Source organism: Salinimicrobium sp. 3283s (genome assembly GCF_039602225.1).
GTDB classification, from domain to species: domain Bacteria; phylum Bacteroidota; class Bacteroidia; order Flavobacteriales; family Flavobacteriaceae; genus Salinimicrobium; species Salinimicrobium profundisediminis.
On record NZ_CP143631.1, the window covers coordinates 1322037 to 1339026 of the forward strand.

18 protein-coding genes are annotated in these 16990 nt (G+C 42.2%); 16 read left to right on the plus strand and 2 right to left on the minus strand.

Going from position 1 to position 16990, the window contains the following annotated elements:
- Positions 1-18: 18 nt before the first annotated feature.
- Entirely contained in the window at positions 19-288 is a 270-nt protein-coding gene (locus VS868_RS05875) for a hypothetical protein (RefSeq protein WP_345599510.1), read from the plus strand.
- Here the strand turns inward: VS868_RS05875 and thiL are convergent.
- Entirely contained in the window at positions 285-1337 is a 1053-nt protein-coding gene (gene thiL, locus VS868_RS05880; protein ID WP_345599511.1) for a thiamine-phosphate kinase, read from the minus strand. The two genes, VS868_RS05875 and thiL, sit on opposite strands and share 4 nt — an antisense overlap.
- A 273-nt stretch (positions 1338-1610) precedes the next feature.
- Between thiL and VS868_RS05885 the strand changes: the two genes are divergently transcribed.
- The 15 genes from VS868_RS05885 to VS868_RS05955 all read left to right on the plus strand — a co-directional run bounded on the left by VS868_RS05885 (position 1611) and on the right by VS868_RS05955 (position 13353).
- Positions 1611-1940 (plus strand): iron-sulfur cluster assembly accessory protein, encoded by a 330-nt coding sequence (locus VS868_RS05885; RefSeq protein ID WP_345599512.1) that lies wholly within the window; start codon positions 1611-1613, stop codon positions 1938-1940.
- 32 nt (positions 1941-1972) lie between these two features.
- Positions 1973-2365: a four helix bundle protein gene (locus VS868_RS05890; protein ID WP_345599513.1), complete on the plus strand. Its 393-nt coding sequence runs from the start codon at positions 1973-1975 to the stop codon at positions 2363-2365.
- A 39-nt stretch (positions 2366-2404) separates the two neighbouring features.
- Complete coding sequence (gene sufB / locus VS868_RS05895) at positions 2405-3850, plus strand: Fe-S cluster assembly protein SufB (RefSeq protein WP_266070044.1); 1446 nt, start codon at positions 2405-2407, stop codon at positions 3848-3850.
- A gap of 5 nt (positions 3851-3855) precedes the next feature.
- A complete protein-coding gene (locus VS868_RS05900) occupies positions 3856-4266 on the plus strand; it encodes a hypothetical protein (protein ID WP_266070045.1) in 411 nt (136 codons plus the stop codon).
- Between the two features lie 22 nt (positions 4267-4288).
- Positions 4289-5041: a Fe-S cluster assembly ATPase SufC gene (gene sufC, locus VS868_RS05905; protein ID WP_266070046.1), complete on the plus strand. Its 753-nt coding sequence runs from the start codon at positions 4289-4291 to the stop codon at positions 5039-5041.
- Between the two features lie 54 nt (positions 5042-5095).
- Complete coding sequence (gene sufD / locus VS868_RS05910) at positions 5096-6409, plus strand: Fe-S cluster assembly protein SufD (RefSeq protein WP_266070047.1); 1314 nt, start codon at positions 5096-5098, stop codon at positions 6407-6409.
- A gap of 21 nt (positions 6410-6430) precedes the next feature.
- Complete coding sequence (locus VS868_RS05915) at positions 6431-7669, plus strand: cysteine desulfurase (protein WP_266070048.1); 1239 nt, start codon at positions 6431-6433, stop codon at positions 7667-7669.
- A 10-nt stretch (positions 7670-7679) separates the two neighbouring features.
- Positions 7680-8087: an META domain-containing protein gene (locus VS868_RS05920; RefSeq protein WP_266070049.1), complete on the plus strand. Its 408-nt coding sequence runs from the start codon at positions 7680-7682 to the stop codon at positions 8085-8087.
- Entirely contained in the window at positions 8087-8512 is a 426-nt protein-coding gene (locus tag VS868_RS05925) for a SufE family protein (protein WP_345599514.1), read from the plus strand. Before VS868_RS05920 ends, VS868_RS05925 begins: the two co-directional genes overlap by 1 nt.
- Position 8513: 1 nt before the next feature.
- Positions 8514-8837, plus strand: coding sequence for an SUF system Fe-S cluster assembly protein (locus tag VS868_RS05930; RefSeq protein ID WP_266070050.1), 324 nt, complete (start codon positions 8514-8516; stop codon positions 8835-8837).
- 23 nt (positions 8838-8860) lie between these two features.
- Positions 8861-9364, plus strand: coding sequence for a DUF2480 family protein (locus tag VS868_RS05935; protein WP_345599515.1), 504 nt, complete (start codon positions 8861-8863; stop codon positions 9362-9364).
- Positions 9365-9367: 3 nt separating this feature from the next.
- Complete coding sequence (locus VS868_RS05940) at positions 9368-10270, plus strand: DUF3078 domain-containing protein (protein WP_345599516.1); 903 nt, start codon at positions 9368-9370, stop codon at positions 10268-10270.
- A gap of 123 nt (positions 10271-10393) precedes the next feature.
- The gene (hflX, locus tag VS868_RS05945) at positions 10394-11617 is read left to right on the plus strand and encodes a GTPase HflX (protein ID WP_266070053.1); all 1224 of its coding nucleotides are present in this window, start codon (positions 10394-10396) and stop codon (positions 11615-11617) included.
- A 43-nt stretch (positions 11618-11660) separates the two neighbouring features.
- A complete protein-coding gene (locus tag VS868_RS05950) occupies positions 11661-12389 on the plus strand; it encodes a hypothetical protein (RefSeq protein WP_345599517.1) in 729 nt (242 codons plus the stop codon).
- A gap of 217 nt (positions 12390-12606) precedes the next feature.
- Complete coding sequence (locus VS868_RS05955) at positions 12607-13353, plus strand: hypothetical protein (RefSeq protein ID WP_345599518.1); 747 nt, start codon at positions 12607-12609, stop codon at positions 13351-13353.
- A 79-nt stretch (positions 13354-13432) separates the two neighbouring features.
- Here VS868_RS05955 and mfd read toward each other — a convergent pair whose 3' ends face one another.
- Positions 13433-16795 carry a transcription-repair coupling factor gene (mfd, locus tag VS868_RS05960; RefSeq protein ID WP_345599519.1) on the minus strand — a complete coding sequence of 1121 codons (3363 nt, stop codon included), beginning with the start codon at positions 16793-16795 and terminating at the stop codon, positions 13433-13435.
- Positions 16796-16990 lie beyond the last annotated feature (195 nt).

Here is a 16990-nt window from a genome sequence, read left to right on the forward strand (position 1 = left end):
CGCTGAAAAACCCTATAAATGGAAAATAAAATCCCTCGTTTGTTTTCTCCCAATGCCTGGATATGCGCAGTTTTTAGCCATAACTTTACGGTTTCACAAAGGATAACCGATCATATCAAAGAGTACAAATGCACCCGTTGCGGACTGGAAATGACCGATACCGCCCACGGCTTTATTGCTAAACTCACTCCTAAATTCCGGGAAACCAACGCTTATATTGCAAAGATCCACAAACGCAGACGTTCGAGAAAAATTTTTACTGAAAAAAACCTTTCCAGGGCTTCTTAGTCCTCTTTATTCATGGCATTCCAGCCCCGGGCAATCAACGCTATCTTTTGGTTGGCACGGGTAACCAGATGCATACCTTCACTTTGTTGAGTCATATGCCCAATCACCGTAAAATTAGGATTCCCCTTAATCTTGTCGTAGTCTTTTTGATCTATAGTAAACAGCAGCTCATAATCTTCGCCACCACTTAAAGCAATAGTGGTACTGTCTAGCTGAAATTCTTCACATACAGAAATCACCGCCGGATCTAACGGAATTTTCTCTTCAAATAAATTAACTCCTGTTCCGGAGTTTTTACACAAATGAATGGTTTCAGAAGAAAGACCATCGCTAATATCTATCATTGAAGTCGGCTGAAGGTCAAGCGCTTTAAACAAAGGCGGGATGTCCTGACGGGCTTCAGGTTTAAGCTGGCGTTCAATGAGGTAAGTATAAGGATCAAGATCGGGCTGTGAATTAGGGTTCACTTTAAAGACCTGCTTTTCCCTTTCGAGTACCTGCAAGCCCATATATGCGGCACCAAGATCTCCTGTAACCACCAAAAGATCATTTTCTTTGGCTCCACTCCTGTACACCACCTCTTCTTCCTTTGCAGCACCCAGCGCGGTAACGCTAATCACCATCCCCGAATTTGAAGAAGTAGTATCCCCTCCCACCACGTCTACTTTGTAGAGTTTTGCCGCGAGCTCAATGCCCGAATAAAGTTCTTCAAGAGCTTCTACAGGAAAACGATTAGAAACAGCAATAGAAATGGTTATTTGACGGGCCTTTGCGTTCATCGCATACAAGTCGGACAAATTGACCATTACCGCCTTGTAGCCTAAATGCTTCAGCGGCATGTAAGCCAGGTCAAAATGCACACCTTCCACAAGAAAATCGGTAGTAACCACTACTTTCTCATCTTTAAAATCGAGCACTGCCGCATCATCCCCAATGCCTTTAATAGTGTTTTCGGGGGTGACCCCAAAGTTTCGGGTTAGGTGATCAATAAGTCCAAATTCACCATATTCTGAAAGGCTTGTTCTGCTTTCGTTACTGTTTTCAAACATAATCCTGTTAAATGAGTTTTGGCAAAATTAAGGCTTAAATGTTCATTTAAAGAAAGATGTCTTCAAAAAGCCATTTTTGGCAGGTGAAGAATTAAAAATTTTTTTCTTCAATTCTGAAAATGAAAAAGTTACACAAATAACCCGAAGAAATTAGAGAAGTTTGGCAAATAGCCGATGCCAATGCCCGAATTCTTTTTTCTGATAGCATTTGCCATGGTAAAACCTATTGTTTGTATTATATTTGCATTTAATTTAGAATTAATCTTTATAGCGATGATAAAGGTAAGTGAAAACGCCAAAAAGAGAATAACCGCCCTTATGCAGGAAGAAGGTTTTGATGCCATGCAGGATTTTGTTCGGGTGGGCGTGAAGAGCGGTGGATGTTCGGGCCTGTCCTATGATCTTAAATTCGATCATTCAAAGGCAGAAGGTGACAAGCTTTTTGAAGACAACGATATTAAAATTGTTGTCGATAAAAAGAGCGTGTTGTACCTGGCGGGAACTATCCTTGAATATTCGGGCGGCCTCAACGGTAAAGGATTCGTATTCAACAATCCCAATGCCCAGCGCACTTGCGGATGTGGAGAATCATTCTCGCTGTAGGTTCATAGTTCAAGGTTTAAAGTTTAAGGTTGATGGGCACAGTAAAGAATTTTGAAGATCTGGAGATTTGGAAAAGTGCACGCGGTATATGCAATGACATCTTTAAGATTAGACAAAATTCCGACCTGAAATCTGATTATAAACTTTACGACCAAGTGAACGGCCCTTCAGGATCTGTTATGGATAACATTGCTGAAGGATTTGAAAGGAATGGTAATAGAGAATTTATTCAATTTCTGGCCATAGCGAAAGCTTCTTGTGGAGAAACACGATCTCAATTACATCGTGCTCTTGACAGAAATTACCTTCCCAAAGAGGAATTCGACCTCCTCTACACTAAATTGATTTTATTGAGCAAGCAGATAAGCTCTTTTATTAACTATCTGCAAAAAAGCGAATTAAAAGGAACAAAGTTCAAAGGGTAGAACCTTGAACTTCAAACCTTAAACCAGGAACTCAGAAAGATGGCATATACAGAAGATGATTTAAAAAAGGAGCTCGACAATAAAGAGTATAAGTACGGATTCTACACCGACATTGAATCTGAAACTTTTCCTGTGGGACTCAATGAAGACATTGTGCGGGCAATCTCCCTCAAAAAAAATGAGCCGGAATGGATGACCAACTGGCGCCTTGAAGCTTTTAGGGCCTGGCAGGAAATGATCGAGCCAGAATGGGCTAATGTGCATTATAAAAAACCCAACTTTCAGGACATTTCTTATTATTCTGCGCCTTCAAAAAAGCCAAAATATGACAGTCTTGATGAAGTTGACCCCGAATTGCTGGATACCTTTAAAAGGCTTGGAATCTCTCTTGATGAGCAGAAAAAACTTGCAGGGGTAGCAGTAGATGTGGTAATGGATTCTGTTTCTGTAACCACGACCTTCAAAAAAACACTGGCCGAAAAAGGGATCATATTTTGTTCTATAAGTGAAGCCATTCAGGAGCATCCCGAATTAGTGAAAAAATACCTTGGTACTGTAGTGCCTCAAAAAGACAATTTCTATGCTGCATTGAATTCCGCAGTATTTAGTGATGGTTCTTTCTGTTATATTCCAAAAGGAGTGCGGTGCCCTATGGAATTGTCTACCTACTTCAGAATAAACCAGGCCGGAACAGGGCAGTTTGAAAGAACTCTTGTGGTTGCCGATGAAGGTAGTTATGTGAGTTACCTGGAAGGTTGTACTGCGCCATCAAGGGATGAGAATCAATTGCACGCTGCAGTTGTGGAGCTTATCGCTTTAGATGATGCCGAAATCAAGTACTCAACCGTGCAGAACTGGTATCCAGGGGATAAAGAAGGAAAAGGTGGAGTTTATAACTTCGTGACCAAACGCGGAATTTGTGAAAAGAACGCCAAGATAAGCTGGACGCAAGTAGAAACCGGATCGGCTGTGACATGGAAATACCCAAGTTGTATACTGAAGGGAGATAATTCGGTAGGAGAATTCTACTCTATCGCGGTTACCAATGATTTTCAGCAGGCCGATACAGGAACTAAAATGATCCATATTGGAAAGAATACCAGGAGTACAATTATTTCTAAAGGGATCTCGGCCGGAAGAAGCCAGAACAGCTACCGCGGACTCGTGCAGATAAACAGTAAGGCTGAAAATGCCCGAAACTTCTCTCAGTGTGACTCTTTGCTAATGGGGAATAAATGTGGAGCCCACACCTTTCCATATATTGAAGCGAAGAACAAGACAGCAAAAGTTGAACACGAGGCTACAACAAGTAAAATAGGGGAAGACCAGATTTTCTACTGTAACCAGAGAGGAATTGATACCGAAAAAGCGATAGCCCTTATTGTAAACGGATTTAGCAAAGAAGTACTAAACAAACTTCCAATGGAATTTGCGGTTGAAGCTCAAAAATTACTGGAGATCTCCCTGGAAGGATCTGTAGGATAATAACTATGAAAAAAATATATTTTGCATTACTGGCAGGGCTGTTCATGCTCAATAGCTGCGGGGAAGATTCTGAACCCACAGAGGTTGAGCCACAGGTTGTAGTAGCAAAAGACAGCATACCCACCATAAAAGGAGAATTTATCTTTCTTGCAGATGCTGCAGTGCTTAAGGGTAAAGATTTCATTTATGGAGTACAAATAGATTCATTGAGTCGCGAACTGGCCGACAGTGTTGCGAACTTCAAACAAGATGATTTTGACATGGTGCCGGTTACAGTTAAAGCCCGCATCATTAAAAATCCACGACGCGAAGGTTGGGAAGAACTGGTAGAGATAAAAGAGATCCTTGAAATCTCGAGTAAAGAGACCGATACTTCAGCTGCGCCAAGAATTAAAAAAGACATCGAAAAACCCTGAGGATTCAGGAAATATTGAAATTATGCTTAAAATAAAGAATTTACACGCCAAAGTAGAAGGCCTTAAAATATTAAAAGGCATAGACCTCACTATAAATGCAGGAGAGATCCATGCTATTATGGGGCCCAACGGTTCAGGAAAAAGTACGCTTTCTTCGGTGATTGCCGGAAAAGAAGAGTATGAAGTAACCCGCGGAGAGATCAATTTTGAAGGAGAAGAGCTCACAGAGTTTGATGCTGAAGAAAGGGCGCATAAAGGCGTATTTCTATCTTTCCAGTATCCGGTAGAAATTCCCGGGGTTACCGTGACCAATTTTATGCGAACAGTGATCAATGCAAACAGGCAGGCGAAAGGTCTTAAAGACATGCCAGCTAATGAAATGCTGAAGATGATCCGCGATAAGTCTGAGCTGCTAGAAATAGACCGTAAATTCCTTTCCCGTTCCCTTAACGAAGGCTTTTCGGGAGGAGAAAAGAAGCGGAACGAAATTTTCCAGATGGCTATGCTCGAACCAAAACTGGCTATTCTCGATGAAACAGATTCAGGATTGGATATTGATGCCCTGCGTATCGTGGCTAACGGTGTTAACAAGCTGAGAAGACCAGATAATGCTACACTTGTGATCACTCACTACCAGAGGTTGCTCGATTATATCATCCCTGATTATGTACACGTGATGCTCGACGGAAAGATTGTAAAATCTGGAGGAAAAGAACTCGCTTACGAGCTGGAAGAAAAAGGATACGACTGGATCAAGGAAGAAGTAGGAGCGTAAGGCGCCAGAAGGCCCTTTAATTTTCCCCTTTTTGGGGAGTAAGAAAAAAGAACAATGGAGCTAAAAGATAAATTATTATCCTCATTTCTGGCTTTTGAAGAGAACGTGAACATGAATAGTGATATTCACGACATAAGAAGCCGGGCCATTAAGGATTTTGAAGAGATGGGCTTCCCCACAAAAAAACAGGAAGCCTGGAAATACACTTCCCTGAACAAGGTTTTGAAGCACGATTACACCGTATTTCCAAAAAAACATGACACCATTGATTACCGCGATGTTGAGCAGTATTTCATAGATGACATTGACACTTATAAGATCGTGTTCATCGATGGGATCTATTCTTCACACCTTTCGGCTACAACACACGAAAAGATCGATGCCTGTTTGATGTCTTCGGCATTGAACAATTCCAAATACAAGCCAATTATTGATAACTACTTCAATACGGTGGCCCCAAAAGAAAGCCTTACCTCTTTAAACACTGCTTTTTCGAGAGAAGGTGCTTTCATCAATATTCCGAAGAATACCATGGCCGATAAGCCCATACAGGTGCTAAATTTCTCTACCGGAAATGAATCGGCATTGCTGGTGCAGCCAAGAAACCTTATTGTTGTTGGGGAGAATTCGCATGTGCAAATTATTGAAAGGCATCAAAGCCTTACAGATCAACCTGTATTAACCAACTCGGTTACCGAGATCTTTGCCGATAAAAGAGCGATTGTTGACTATTACAAAATTCAGAACGACAATCACAATGCTTCTTTAATTGACAATACTTTTATTGAACAGCACAGGGAAAGCCAATGTTCTGTACATACTTTTTCTTTTGGCGGAAACCTTACCCGAAACAACCTTAATTACTACCAAAAAGGAGAGCGCATAGACTCTACTTTAAAAGGGATTACGGTAATTGGCGGCAAGCAACACGTAGACCATAACACCTTAGTACATCACACAGAACCAAACTGTGAGAGCCACCAGGATTACAAAGGCGTATTTGCAGGGTCTTCTACAGGAGTCTTCAACGGAAAGATCGTGGTTAACAAAGAGGCTCAGAAAACGAATGCTTTTCAGTCGAATAATAACATATTACTGGACGATAAAGCGACAATTAATTCAAAGCCACAGCTGGAGATATTTGCCGATGACGTAAAATGTAGCCACGGCTGTACTATTGGTCAGTTAGACGATGAAGCTTTATTTTACCTGCGCTCACGCGGAATTCCGCTAAAAGAAGCAAGAGCACTTTTAATGTACGCCTTTGCCAATAATGTACTTGAAAGTGTAAAAATTCCGGAGCTTAAAGCCAGGATCACCAATATCATTGCCCTTAAACTTGGGGTGAATGTGGGCTACAGCCTGTAACCCAAAACAAAAAACTTACTCATGAAAGTTGCCTCTACCAAAACCCACTTTGATGTGGAAACCATAAGAAAAGATTTTCCCATCCTCTCCCGGGAGGTGAATGGAAAACCGCTGGTTTATTTTGACAATGCGGCAACTTCCCAAACCCCGCAGCAGGTAATTGATGCTATTGTTGACTATTACACGCGATACAATGCGAACATTCACCGCGGAGTTCACACCCTGTCTCAGGAAGCCACTGATGCTTATGAGCAGGCACGGATAAAAATTCAGGAGCATTTTAATGCAGCTAAGGCCCACGAAATAATTCTTACATCGGGTACTACCCACGCCATAAACCTTGTGGCAAGTGGTTTTGCTTCCCTTCTGAAGAAGAACGATGAGGTCATCGTTTCAGCTTTAGAACATCACAGCAATATTGTACCCTGGCAAATGTTATGTGAGAAAACCGGTGCAAAGCTGAAGGTAATCCCTATGAATAATGAAGGGATGCTTAAAATGGAGGAATACGAAAAACTGCTTTCTGAAAAAACGAAGCTGGTATTTGTCAATCATGTTTCTAATGCTTTGGGAACTGTGAACCCGGTTGAAGAGATCATCCAGAAGGCTCATGCTGTAGGTGCAGCAGTTCTTTTAGATGGCGCACAGGCGGCACCTCACATCAAAGCAGATGTACAAAAGCTGGATGTGGATTTTTACGCAGTTTCTGCTCATAAAATGTGCGGCCCCACGGGAGTAGGTATGCTCTACGGAAAAGAGGAATGGCTTAAAAAACTTCCACCTTACCAGGGAGGAGGCGAAATGATTGCTACGGTGACCTTTGAAAAAACCACCTATGCCGATTTGCCACACAAATTTGAAGCCGGAACGCCCGATATTTGCGGCGGTATAGCCTTTGGAGCGGCTCTTGACTATATGAACAATATAGGTTTTGAAAAGATTGCTGCCTATGAACATGAACTACTGGAATATGCCACCCAAAAGCTGCTGGAAATAGATGATTTGAAGATTTACGGAACTTCTTCAGACAAAACAGCGGTCATCTCTTTTAACATTGGAGAAATTCACCCTTACGACATTGGCACCATTATAGACAAATTGGGAATTGCCGTAAGAACAGGGCATCATTGCGCTCAACCGGTGATGGATTTCTTCAAAATACCCGGTACAGTAAGAGCTTCATTCTCTTTTTATAACACTAAAGAAGAAATAGATACATTTGTTGAAGCAGTAAAAAAAGCAAAACAAATGCTGTCTTAAATTAAGGTAAATGAGGAAAATACTGCTTTTAATACTTTCTGTAATTTCCCTTTCATGTGCTAATACCATAGACACTGTTACAGAAGAAATTCTGGATGGCAATTACCGGGTGATCTCAATTCAGGGACACGAATCTCTGCCCCGCGATATTGTTTTCAATTTTAATCCTATGGCAAGTAAACTTTCGGGAAATACGGGTTGTAATGATTTTTCAGCGCATTACAATCAGCAGGGAAGCAATCTGGAATTTTCCACCCCTATGAATACAAGGAAGTACTGCAAGGGGAAAATGGAGGTAGAAAGACAAATTTTGTCTTCCTTCGAGAAGGTCTCAAAACTGGATCATACTGGCAATGAATTTGTTATTTATTCCAACAATGATGTACCTTTAATGACTTTAATTAAAATAGAACAGTAGTGAGCAACATAAAAGAAATACAGGACGAGATTGTAGATGAATTCGAGATGTTTGATGACTGGATGCAACGCTACGAACACATGATAGAGCTTGGAAAGTCTCTGCCGCTCATCGAAGAAAAGTACAAGACAGAAGACAACCTTATTAAGGGCTGCCAGAGTAAAGTATGGGTTCATGCCGAACTGGAAGGAGATAGGCTTGTTTTTACAGCCGATAGTGATGCTATTATTACCAAAGGCATTATTGCCATTCTTATTCGCGCCTATTCTAATCAGCATCCCAAAGATATTATAGAAGCTGATACTGCTTTTATCGATGAGATTGGCTTAAAAGAACATTTGTCCCCTACCCGGGCCAATGGTCTTGTAAGCATGATAAAGCAGTTAAAAATGTATGCAGTAGCATATCAAACCCAATTAAATTAAGATGGAACACGCACAAAATTCCGAAGTTTTAGGAGAAAAGATCGTAAGGGTTTTGAAAACCATTTACGATCCCGAAATTCCGGTAGATATATATGAACTGGGGTTGATCTATGACGTAATGGTCAATGAAGACAACGAGATCAAGATCCTTATGACCCTTACCACTCCCAACTGCCCTGTAGCCGAATCTCTTCCTATGGAAGTAGAAGAAAAAGTGAAATCTATGGACGAGGTAAAAGACTGTGAAGTAGAGATCACTTTTGACCCGCCATGGAACCAGGATCTCATGAGCGAGGAAGCAAAGCTTGAACTGGGAATGCTTTAATAAACAGAACTATTTAAATTTTTATGGCTGAAGAAATTATAAACCGCGTAGCAAACAGCAAACTTGTAACTGTTGACCTGGAGGAGCTTTATCCTGAAGGCGAGCGGGTAATCTTCGACATAAAAGACTGGCTTCTGGAAGGCTTTGTGCTTAGGGAAAAAGATTTTAGAGCTACTGCAATAGCACACAACTGGTCGCAGTACAGCAATAAGTACGTGGCCCTTACCTGCTCCAGTGATGCCATTATTCCGGGCTGGGCTTATATGCTGCTCAGCACCTACCTTGCCCCCTATGCCAAAAAAGTGGTTACGGGAGACCTGTCAATGCTCGAAACAGTACTTTATACAGAGATCCTGCAAAACCTTGATTTTTCTAAATATGAGGGGCTGCCGGTAATTATAAAAGGCTGCTCGCGCCGCCCTGTCCCTCAAAATGCATATCTGCAACTTATTAATAAACTTCAGCCGGTAGCAAAGAGCATCATGTATGGCGAAGCCTGTTCATCTGTACCGCTGTTTAAAAAGTAGTACATGAAGAAATTTTTACTTTATACTTTTATTTTATTCGGATTTGCGGCAAACGCCCAGGACGAAAATAGCGACGAAAATGACACTCCGCCTGATGGTTGGTCTTCCGAAGGAAAATTCCAGCTGCTCTTTAACCAGTCGGCTTTTAATGCGGAATGGACCGGCGGCGGAACTTCAAGTATGGCCGGAAACCTGGTGCTTGATTACAGCCTGAATTATAGAAAAGGGAATTTGACATGGGACAATAAATTCCTTGCCAATTACGGTCTCACAAAACTGAAGGATGACGAGTTTACCCGTAAAACCAGCGACCGCCTCGAGATCAACAGTATTTTGGGGAAACAAATGGAAAACTTCAACTGGTATTACTCCTTTTTCACCAATTTTAGAACGCAGTTTAGCAAAGGTTATGTGTATTCCCAGGATCAGGAAACCGGGCAGCCCGTTCGTCGTGAAACCACGCATTTTATTTCTCCCGCCTACCTACAGTTTGGGCCGGGTATGATGTGGAAAAAGAGTGAAGATTTCTGGTTTAACCTGGCACCTGCCACAGCGAGGTTCATCTTTGTAGACCCAGATTTCACATCGGCGCCTGGATATGTTGACGGTTCCTATTACGGGGTGGATACCAACAAAAGCAGCCGCTTTGAACTGGGGGCTTCGGTAAGTTCCTACTTCAAATATGAGGTGATGACCAATGTTACCATGGAACATAACCTTAGCCTGTACTCCAATTATCTCGACCAGCCCGAAAATATTGATATAGATTACCTGCTCAACCTCGACATGGGGATCAACAAATATCTTTCGGCTAATTTGATCTTTCAGGCCATTTACGATGATAATATTGTAGGCGCATTTCAGGTAAGGGAAGTCTTTGGAGCAGGATTCACCTATACCTTCTAAAAAAGGCATTTTCAGAAGAAACTTTTCAGCCTTAAATTTAGCTAATGTTTAAGAGCTCTTGCAGTTCGCGGCTTCGGCTTGTAAAAATCATTTATGTAACTTTGTTTCCATAGCTCAGCTTGTATGTTAGAAAAAAACGATTTAGAATACGAAAAAGTTGTGCTCATTGGGATCGTCACCCGCGAGCAGAACGAAGAAAAACTCGAAGAATACCTTGACGAACTTGCATTCCTCACTTACACTGCGGGAGGTGAGGTCAAAAAGCGTTTTACGCAGAAAATGGACATGCCCAACCCAAAAACCTTTATAGGTACGGGGAAGATGGAAGAAGTGCGTCTCTTTGTTTCTGAAAACGAGATAGGAACTGCCATTTTTGACGACGAACTCTCTCCTGCGCAGCAAAAGAATATCGAAAAGATACTTAACTGCAAGGTGCTGGACAGAACGAACCTTATTCTTGACATTTTTGCACAGAGAGCCACAACAAGCTACGCCCGCACACAGGTAGAGCTTGCGCAGTACCAATATCTTCTTCCAAGACTTGCCGGGATGTGGACTCACCTGGAACGCCAGCGTGGGGGTATTGGAATGAGAGGGCCCGGGGAAACCGAGATTGAAACTGACCGCCGAATTGTACGTGACAAGATTGCCCTCCTCAAGAAAAAGCTGGAGACCATTGACAAACAAATGGAAGTGCAGCGTGGAAACCGCGGCCAACTGGTGAGAGTGGCTTTGGTAGGTTACACCAACGTTGGAAAATCTACATTAATGAATGTGATTAGCAAGAGTAAAGTCTTTGCTGAAAACAAGCTTTTTGCCACCCTCGATACTACGGTTCGAAAAGTAGTAATCCGTAATCTGCCTTTTTTACTGACAGATACTGTTGGGTTCATTAGAAAATTACCGACACAGTTGGTCGAATCGTTCAAATCTACGCTTGATGAGGTGCGTGAAGCAGATCTTTTGCTGCATGTAGTAGATATTTCCCATCCGCAGTTCGAGGATCATATTGCTTCGGTTAACCAGATTATGGCCGAGATCAAAAGTGGTGAAAAACCGACTTTGATGGTCTTTAATAAGATTGATGCTTATGAAGCCGAAAAGATCGAGGAAGATGACCTAATGACCGAAAAAACAAGCTCCCACTACACTTTGGCAGAATGGGAAAACACCTGGATGAACCGTCTTGGTGATAATGTGCTGTTCATTTCGGCCCTCAACAAGGAGAACATGGAAGAGTTCAGGAAAAAGGTTTATGAGGCAGTTAGAGAGATTCACATCACCCGTTTTCCTTATAACAATTTCCTTTATCCTGAATACGATACCTATACAGACGAAGAGGAATAATTTCTGAAAAATTCAGTATTTTAGAGAAGCTAATTCTCTGAACATGAAAAATTTACTATTCCTGCCCATGCTGATGTTTCTCAGTATGGCAACTGCCCAAAACCTGGAGGGTTCATGGCTTCTTGTAGAAGTAGATCATCAGCCTGTTAATGACCTGGAGACGGTAAGGATCTATATGGACAATTATTTTGCACAGGGCACCAAAGAAGCCGGTACAGATAAATTCATTAGCGCCGCGGGAGGGGAATATACCTTAGACGAACTCTACACCGAAACCTACGATTTCAATACCGAAGATCTCACGACTTTAGGAGAAACCCGACAGTATGAACCGGTTGAAATTCAGAAGAACCTGCTCAACCTTACGGCCGAAGATGGCACTACCTACACCTGGAGAAAAATATCAGACGACACCAACGATCTCTCCGGAAACTGGGTGATCACAGGCCGGCAACGCGACGGAGAACTTAACCGCAGTACGCCCGGCGCCAGGAGAACCATAAAGATCCTTGGCGGCGACCGCTTTCAATGGGTGGCATTTAATTCCGAAACGGGAGATTTCTCCGGCACAGGAGGCGGTACGTACACAGCTGAAGACGGTAAGTACACAGAGAATATTGAATTTTTCTCGAGAGATGACAGCCGTGTTGGCGCCAGGCTTGATTTTGATTACAAAGTGAAAGACGGGGAATGGCATCACAGCGGTAAAAGCTCTAAAGGCGACCCTATCTATGAGATCTGGTCTCCTTATGCCGAAGCTTATAAAGAGTAGTTTTTTATAATTTATAAGACCTCACAGGTTTTGAAAACCTGTGAGGTCTGCTCCCATATTACCTCTCAAAAATGGCATTTTTGAGAGGTAATATTTTTTCTGTTATCTTTTCCCAATGAAATACCTACTCCTTCTTATTCTCTTAATCCCTTTTAGCGGAATAGCTCAGGATATTTCGGGAAGCTGGTACTGGCAAACTGAAAATTACGGACCCCGGATGGAAATCATTTTAAAAGCAGAAGGATCTGGATTCACCGGTCATCATTGTGCAGTATTTGAAAATAGCGACAAGATTGATTGCGTTGACCAAAACGATACTGTATCTATTAAAATTAAAAGGACTGCTGAAAATAAGTTTGGAGGAACAATTAGAAGTGGCTATAGTGGTAAAAAAGAGAAAGTAAAGCTACTTTTCGATCCTAAGAAAAAGACACTGCTTTTCGAAATTCGGGAGGCTCCCGGTAGTATTTATTACCTGCCAAAAAGGGCATTTTTTAAGTCCACTTTGGGCCGGGAATCGAAATCCGAAAGAATTGTTTCAAAATCTGAAACCACTGATATATATAGTAAGGAACACCAAAATGAGCCTTCTCTTCAGAATTTAAAATCCTCTGAAAAAGTAAAGGATACTTTATTTTTTAATTTAAATGAAAGTAACTTTCAAAAAGGAAAATACGATGAGAACTTGCTTTATATTAAAGATGCTTTAAATGATGAAGGATCTTCAGAAACATTTCTGTTTAAAATAATGGAAAGAAGAAGTGACATTGCAGCCCCGGAAAAAATTGGAAGGCTTCACAAGTATATTACAAGTTCCGAATTTTTTAAGGAGGAAAAGGAAGTAAATAAGTTACAAGATTACAGACTTGCTTCTCATCTTCAAAAATTCATAATATATCTGGTGGATTATAATGGTGAAACTCCAATTTATATCAGAGTTTATCCATTGACCGAGATAGAATAAATCTGATCCAAAGCAGAAAATACCTCTCAAAAATGACATTTTTGAGAGGTACTTTTTTCTCCTTACTTTTCCTGGGGGATTAGGAGGCTTCCGCGGTAGCCTTCACGTCCAGCGGCTGCAGTACCTTTAAAGCTCGATCCACCGAAGTCACTTTCTCAAACGTCAGTAATAACCTTAACCCGCTGCGGGTTTTCTTTTCTTTCATCGTGCAGCTCTGCGGATGGGTTTGCACGTATTGCAGCACTCTTGTAAAAGCTTTACTTTGATAGAAACGAGACTGCTGGTCGGCAATGAAATAGCCTATCAGCCTGCCCTGCTTCATTATTATTTTCTCGACTCCTATTTTTGAAGCGATCCATTTGATGCGGACGCTGTTCAGGAGATCTTCGGCCTGAGTTGGCAGTTCCCCAAACCGGTCTACCAGCTCGGCTTCAAATTTCTGAAGCTCTTCTTCCGTCTTGAGGTTGTTGAGCTGGGTGTAAAGATTAAGCCTTTCAGAAATGTTGTTGATATAATCATCGGGGAACAGCAATTCAAAATCGGTATCGATCTGCGTGTCTTTCACGTATTCCTTATCCTCTTTCTCCTGCTCCTGGTAAAGATCCCTGAACTCATTTTCCTTCAGCTCCTCTATGGCTTCGTTGAGGATCTTCTGATAAGTATCAAATCCAATTTCGTTGATAAATCCGCTTTGTTCCCCTCCTAAAAGGTCACCTGCACCACGAATTTCCAGATCCTTCATCGCAATATTGAATCCGCTACCCAGCTCGCTGAATTGCTCCAAAGCAGTGATCCGCTTCCGGGCGTCATCGGTCATTGCCGAGTATGGTGGCGTGATGAAATAGCAGAATGCTTTTTTGTTGCTTCGGCCTACTCTTCCGCGCATCTGGTGCAGATCGGAGAGTCCGAAGTTATTGGCGTTGTTGATAAAGATGGTGTTGGCGTTGGGTACATCCAGCCCGCTTTCTACAATGGTCGTGGAAACGAGCACATCAAATTCGCCATTCATGAACTTCAGCATAAGCTGCTCCAGCTTCTTCCCTTCCATTTGTCCATGTCCTATCCCTATCTTCGCATCGGGCACCAGCCTTTGGATCATTCCGGCGACTTCCTTGATGTTCTCTAAACGATTATGAATAAAAAACACCTGCCCGCCCCGCTGAATTTCATAAGAAACCGCATCGCGAATATTCTCTTCAGAAAATCTTATCACATGCGACTCAATAGGATACCGGTTTGGCGGCGGAGTGGTAATTGTAGAAAGATCTCTCGCAGCCATTAAACTAAACTGTAACGTACGCGGAATAGGTGTCGCAGTTAAGGTAAGCGTATCCACGTTTTCCTTGATGGTTTTCAGTTTATCTTTTACCGCCACCCCAAACTTCTGTTCTTCATCTACAATAAGCAGCCCGAGATCTTTAAACTTCACTGCTTTATTCACCAGTTGATGGGTCCCAATTACGATATCAACTTTCCCGTTCTCCAGTTCTTCAAGCGTAGTTCTTCTCTCTTTGGCTGTTCTAAAGCGGTTAAGGTAATCTACGGTGACAGGAAAATCCTTCAGGCGTTCTGTAAAAGTTTTGTAATGCTGAAAAGCCAGAATGGTAGTAGGCACCAGCACTGCCACCTGTTTCCCGTTATCAACTGCCTTGAATGCGGCTCTTATCGCAACTTCAGTTTTTCCGAAGCCAACATCCCCGCACACCAGGCGATCCATAGGCCGTTCGTTCTCCATATCGGCTTTGACATCGGCAGTGGCTGTACTTTGATCGGGGGTGTCTTCGTAAAGGAATGACGCCTCCAACTCATGCTGCAAATAAGAATCAGGACCATAGGCGAAGCCTTTTTGCAGCCTGCGCTTGGCATACAGCTCAATTAAGTTAAAAGCAATATTCTTGACCCGGGCTTTGGTCTTTTGCTTCAAATTTTTCCAGGCGTTGCTGCCCAGTTTATATATCTTCGGAGGTTTGCCGTCCTTGCCGTTGTATTTTGAGATCTTGTGCAGCGAGTGAATACTTAGGTACAGCACGTCGCGTTCGCCGTAGATCAGCTTGATCGCCTCCTGTTTCTTACCTTCCACGTCGATTTTTTGGAGTCCGCCGAATTTCCCAATTCCGTGATCAATATGCGTCACATAATCGCCGACTTCAAGATTGGTAAGCTCCTTTAAAGTGATCGCCTGTTTCTTGGCGTATCCATTTTTCAGGTGGAACTTGTGATAGCGCTCAAAGATCTGGTGATCTGTGTAGCACACCATTTTTTGATCTTCAGCAACAAAACCCTGGTACATTGAAAGTACCACAGTTTTATATTTCACCTCCTGGTCAACATCATCAAAAATATCATGAAACCGCTTCGCCTGCTGTTCACTTACGCAAAAAATATAATTGGTAAAACCGTCTTCGCTGTTCTCCCTAAAATTCTGAATAAGCAGTTCAAAATTCTTGTTGAACGATGGCTGGGGTTTGGTGTTGAAGGTAATTGTTTTAGCAATATCCTCTGGTTGATGGGAATTGGTCACTACCAGCGAATACTCCTGCATCTGCTCCTTCAAAAGTGCCGAATTACAGAACAATTCTTCCGGCTCATTATGTTTAATTTCTTCGGAAAGATTTTTAAAAGCTTCTTCGGCTTTGCTGAAGAGCTTATCTATCTGGGAAAACAACAATTCCGGTTCCTGGCTGAAGATTACCGTTTGATCTGAAATGTACTTCAAAAAACTCTCCCGCACCTCCTGAAGCCTTTTGTGCTCCACATTCGGGATCACCGTGATCTTCTTCACCTGATCTGTAGACAACTGCGTCTCTACATCAAAGGTCCTGATGCTCTCTACCTCATCGCCAAAGAATTCTATCCTGTAAGGCTCGTCATTACTGAAAGAAAACACGTCGAGGATTCCTCCACGCACCGAAAACTCACCAGGTTCTGTAACAAAATCCACTCTTTTGAACTTGTACTCGAACATTACCTCGTTCACAAAATCTATGGAAAGTTCGTCGCCGACCTTGATCTTGAGTGTGTTCTTTTCCAGCTCCTTTCGGGTGACTACCTTCTCAAGAAGGGCATCTGGATAGGTGATTATCAGCGCAGGTTTTTTCCGGGAATTGATCCTGTTAAGCACCTCTGCCCGAAGCAGCACGTTGGCATTATCGGTTTCTTCCAGCTGGTAAGGCCTGCGGTAACTTCCGGGGTAAAAAAGCACATTTTTGTCACCCAGCAGCTGCTCGAGGTCATTCAGGTAATAGGCAGCTTCTTCCTTGTCATTGAAAATGAGCAAAAAAGGCTTTTCAGCTTCTTCAAAAGCATTGGCAATAACAAAAGAAAGTGCAGAGCCCACAAGGCCTTTTAACTGCACCTGAGTTCGCGGCAGGGCAAGCGCTTTCCCCAGTTCAAGCTGTTGAGCCGACTGTGCAAAGCTTTGGGCAATAGAATTTTTACTCAAAAAATTTATTTTTTGCAAAGATAAAGCTTAATGCGCAAAGGCTAAAGAAGGTGAAGTTTAAACAGAAGTTAAAAAATAGAAGTAAGACCGCTGTGCTGTTAGATTCCAGAGCTTAGACTAAAAGAGAAACTAATAATGACTCTTTTCATTTCCCGCAGATTTCGCTGATGATAGCAAATCTCTTGTGATCTTTTT

Excerpts from the sequence above, each read along its gene's own strand:
- VS868_RS05875 (WP_345599510.1), top strand. The coding sequence starts at position 19 with ATGGAAAATAAAATCCCTCGTTTGTTTTCTCCCAATGCCTGGATATGC.
- thiL (WP_345599511.1), bottom strand. The coding sequence starts at position 1,337 with ATGTTTGAAAACAGTAACGAAAGCAGAACAAGCCTTTCAGAATATGGT.
- VS868_RS05885 (WP_345599512.1), top strand. The coding sequence starts at position 1,611 with ATGATAAAGGTAAGTGAAAACGCCAAAAAGAGAATAACCGCCCTTATG.
- VS868_RS05890 (WP_345599513.1), top strand. The coding sequence starts at position 1,973 with ATGGGCACAGTAAAGAATTTTGAAGATCTGGAGATTTGGAAAAGTGCA.
- sufB (WP_266070044.1), top strand. The coding sequence starts at position 2,405 with ATGGCATATACAGAAGATGATTTAAAAAAGGAGCTCGACAATAAAGAG.
- VS868_RS05900 (WP_266070045.1), top strand. The coding sequence starts at position 3,856 with ATGAAAAAAATATATTTTGCATTACTGGCAGGGCTGTTCATGCTCAAT.
- sufC (WP_266070046.1), top strand. The coding sequence starts at position 4,289 with ATGCTTAAAATAAAGAATTTACACGCCAAAGTAGAAGGCCTTAAAATA.
- sufD (WP_266070047.1), top strand. The coding sequence starts at position 5,096 with ATGGAGCTAAAAGATAAATTATTATCCTCATTTCTGGCTTTTGAAGAG.
- VS868_RS05915 (WP_266070048.1), top strand. The coding sequence starts at position 6,431 with ATGAAAGTTGCCTCTACCAAAACCCACTTTGATGTGGAAACCATAAGA.
- VS868_RS05920 (WP_266070049.1), top strand. The coding sequence starts at position 7,680 with ATGAGGAAAATACTGCTTTTAATACTTTCTGTAATTTCCCTTTCATGT.
- VS868_RS05930 (WP_266070050.1), top strand. The coding sequence starts at position 8,514 with ATGGAACACGCACAAAATTCCGAAGTTTTAGGAGAAAAGATCGTAAGG.
- VS868_RS05935 (WP_345599515.1), top strand. The coding sequence starts at position 8,861 with ATGGCTGAAGAAATTATAAACCGCGTAGCAAACAGCAAACTTGTAACT.
- VS868_RS05940 (WP_345599516.1), top strand. The coding sequence starts at position 9,368 with ATGAAGAAATTTTTACTTTATACTTTTATTTTATTCGGATTTGCGGCA.
- hflX (WP_266070053.1), top strand. The coding sequence starts at position 10,394 with ATGTTAGAAAAAAACGATTTAGAATACGAAAAAGTTGTGCTCATTGGG.
- VS868_RS05950 (WP_345599517.1), top strand. The coding sequence starts at position 11,661 with ATGAAAAATTTACTATTCCTGCCCATGCTGATGTTTCTCAGTATGGCA.
- VS868_RS05955 (WP_345599518.1), top strand. The coding sequence starts at position 12,607 with ATGGAAATCATTTTAAAAGCAGAAGGATCTGGATTCACCGGTCATCAT.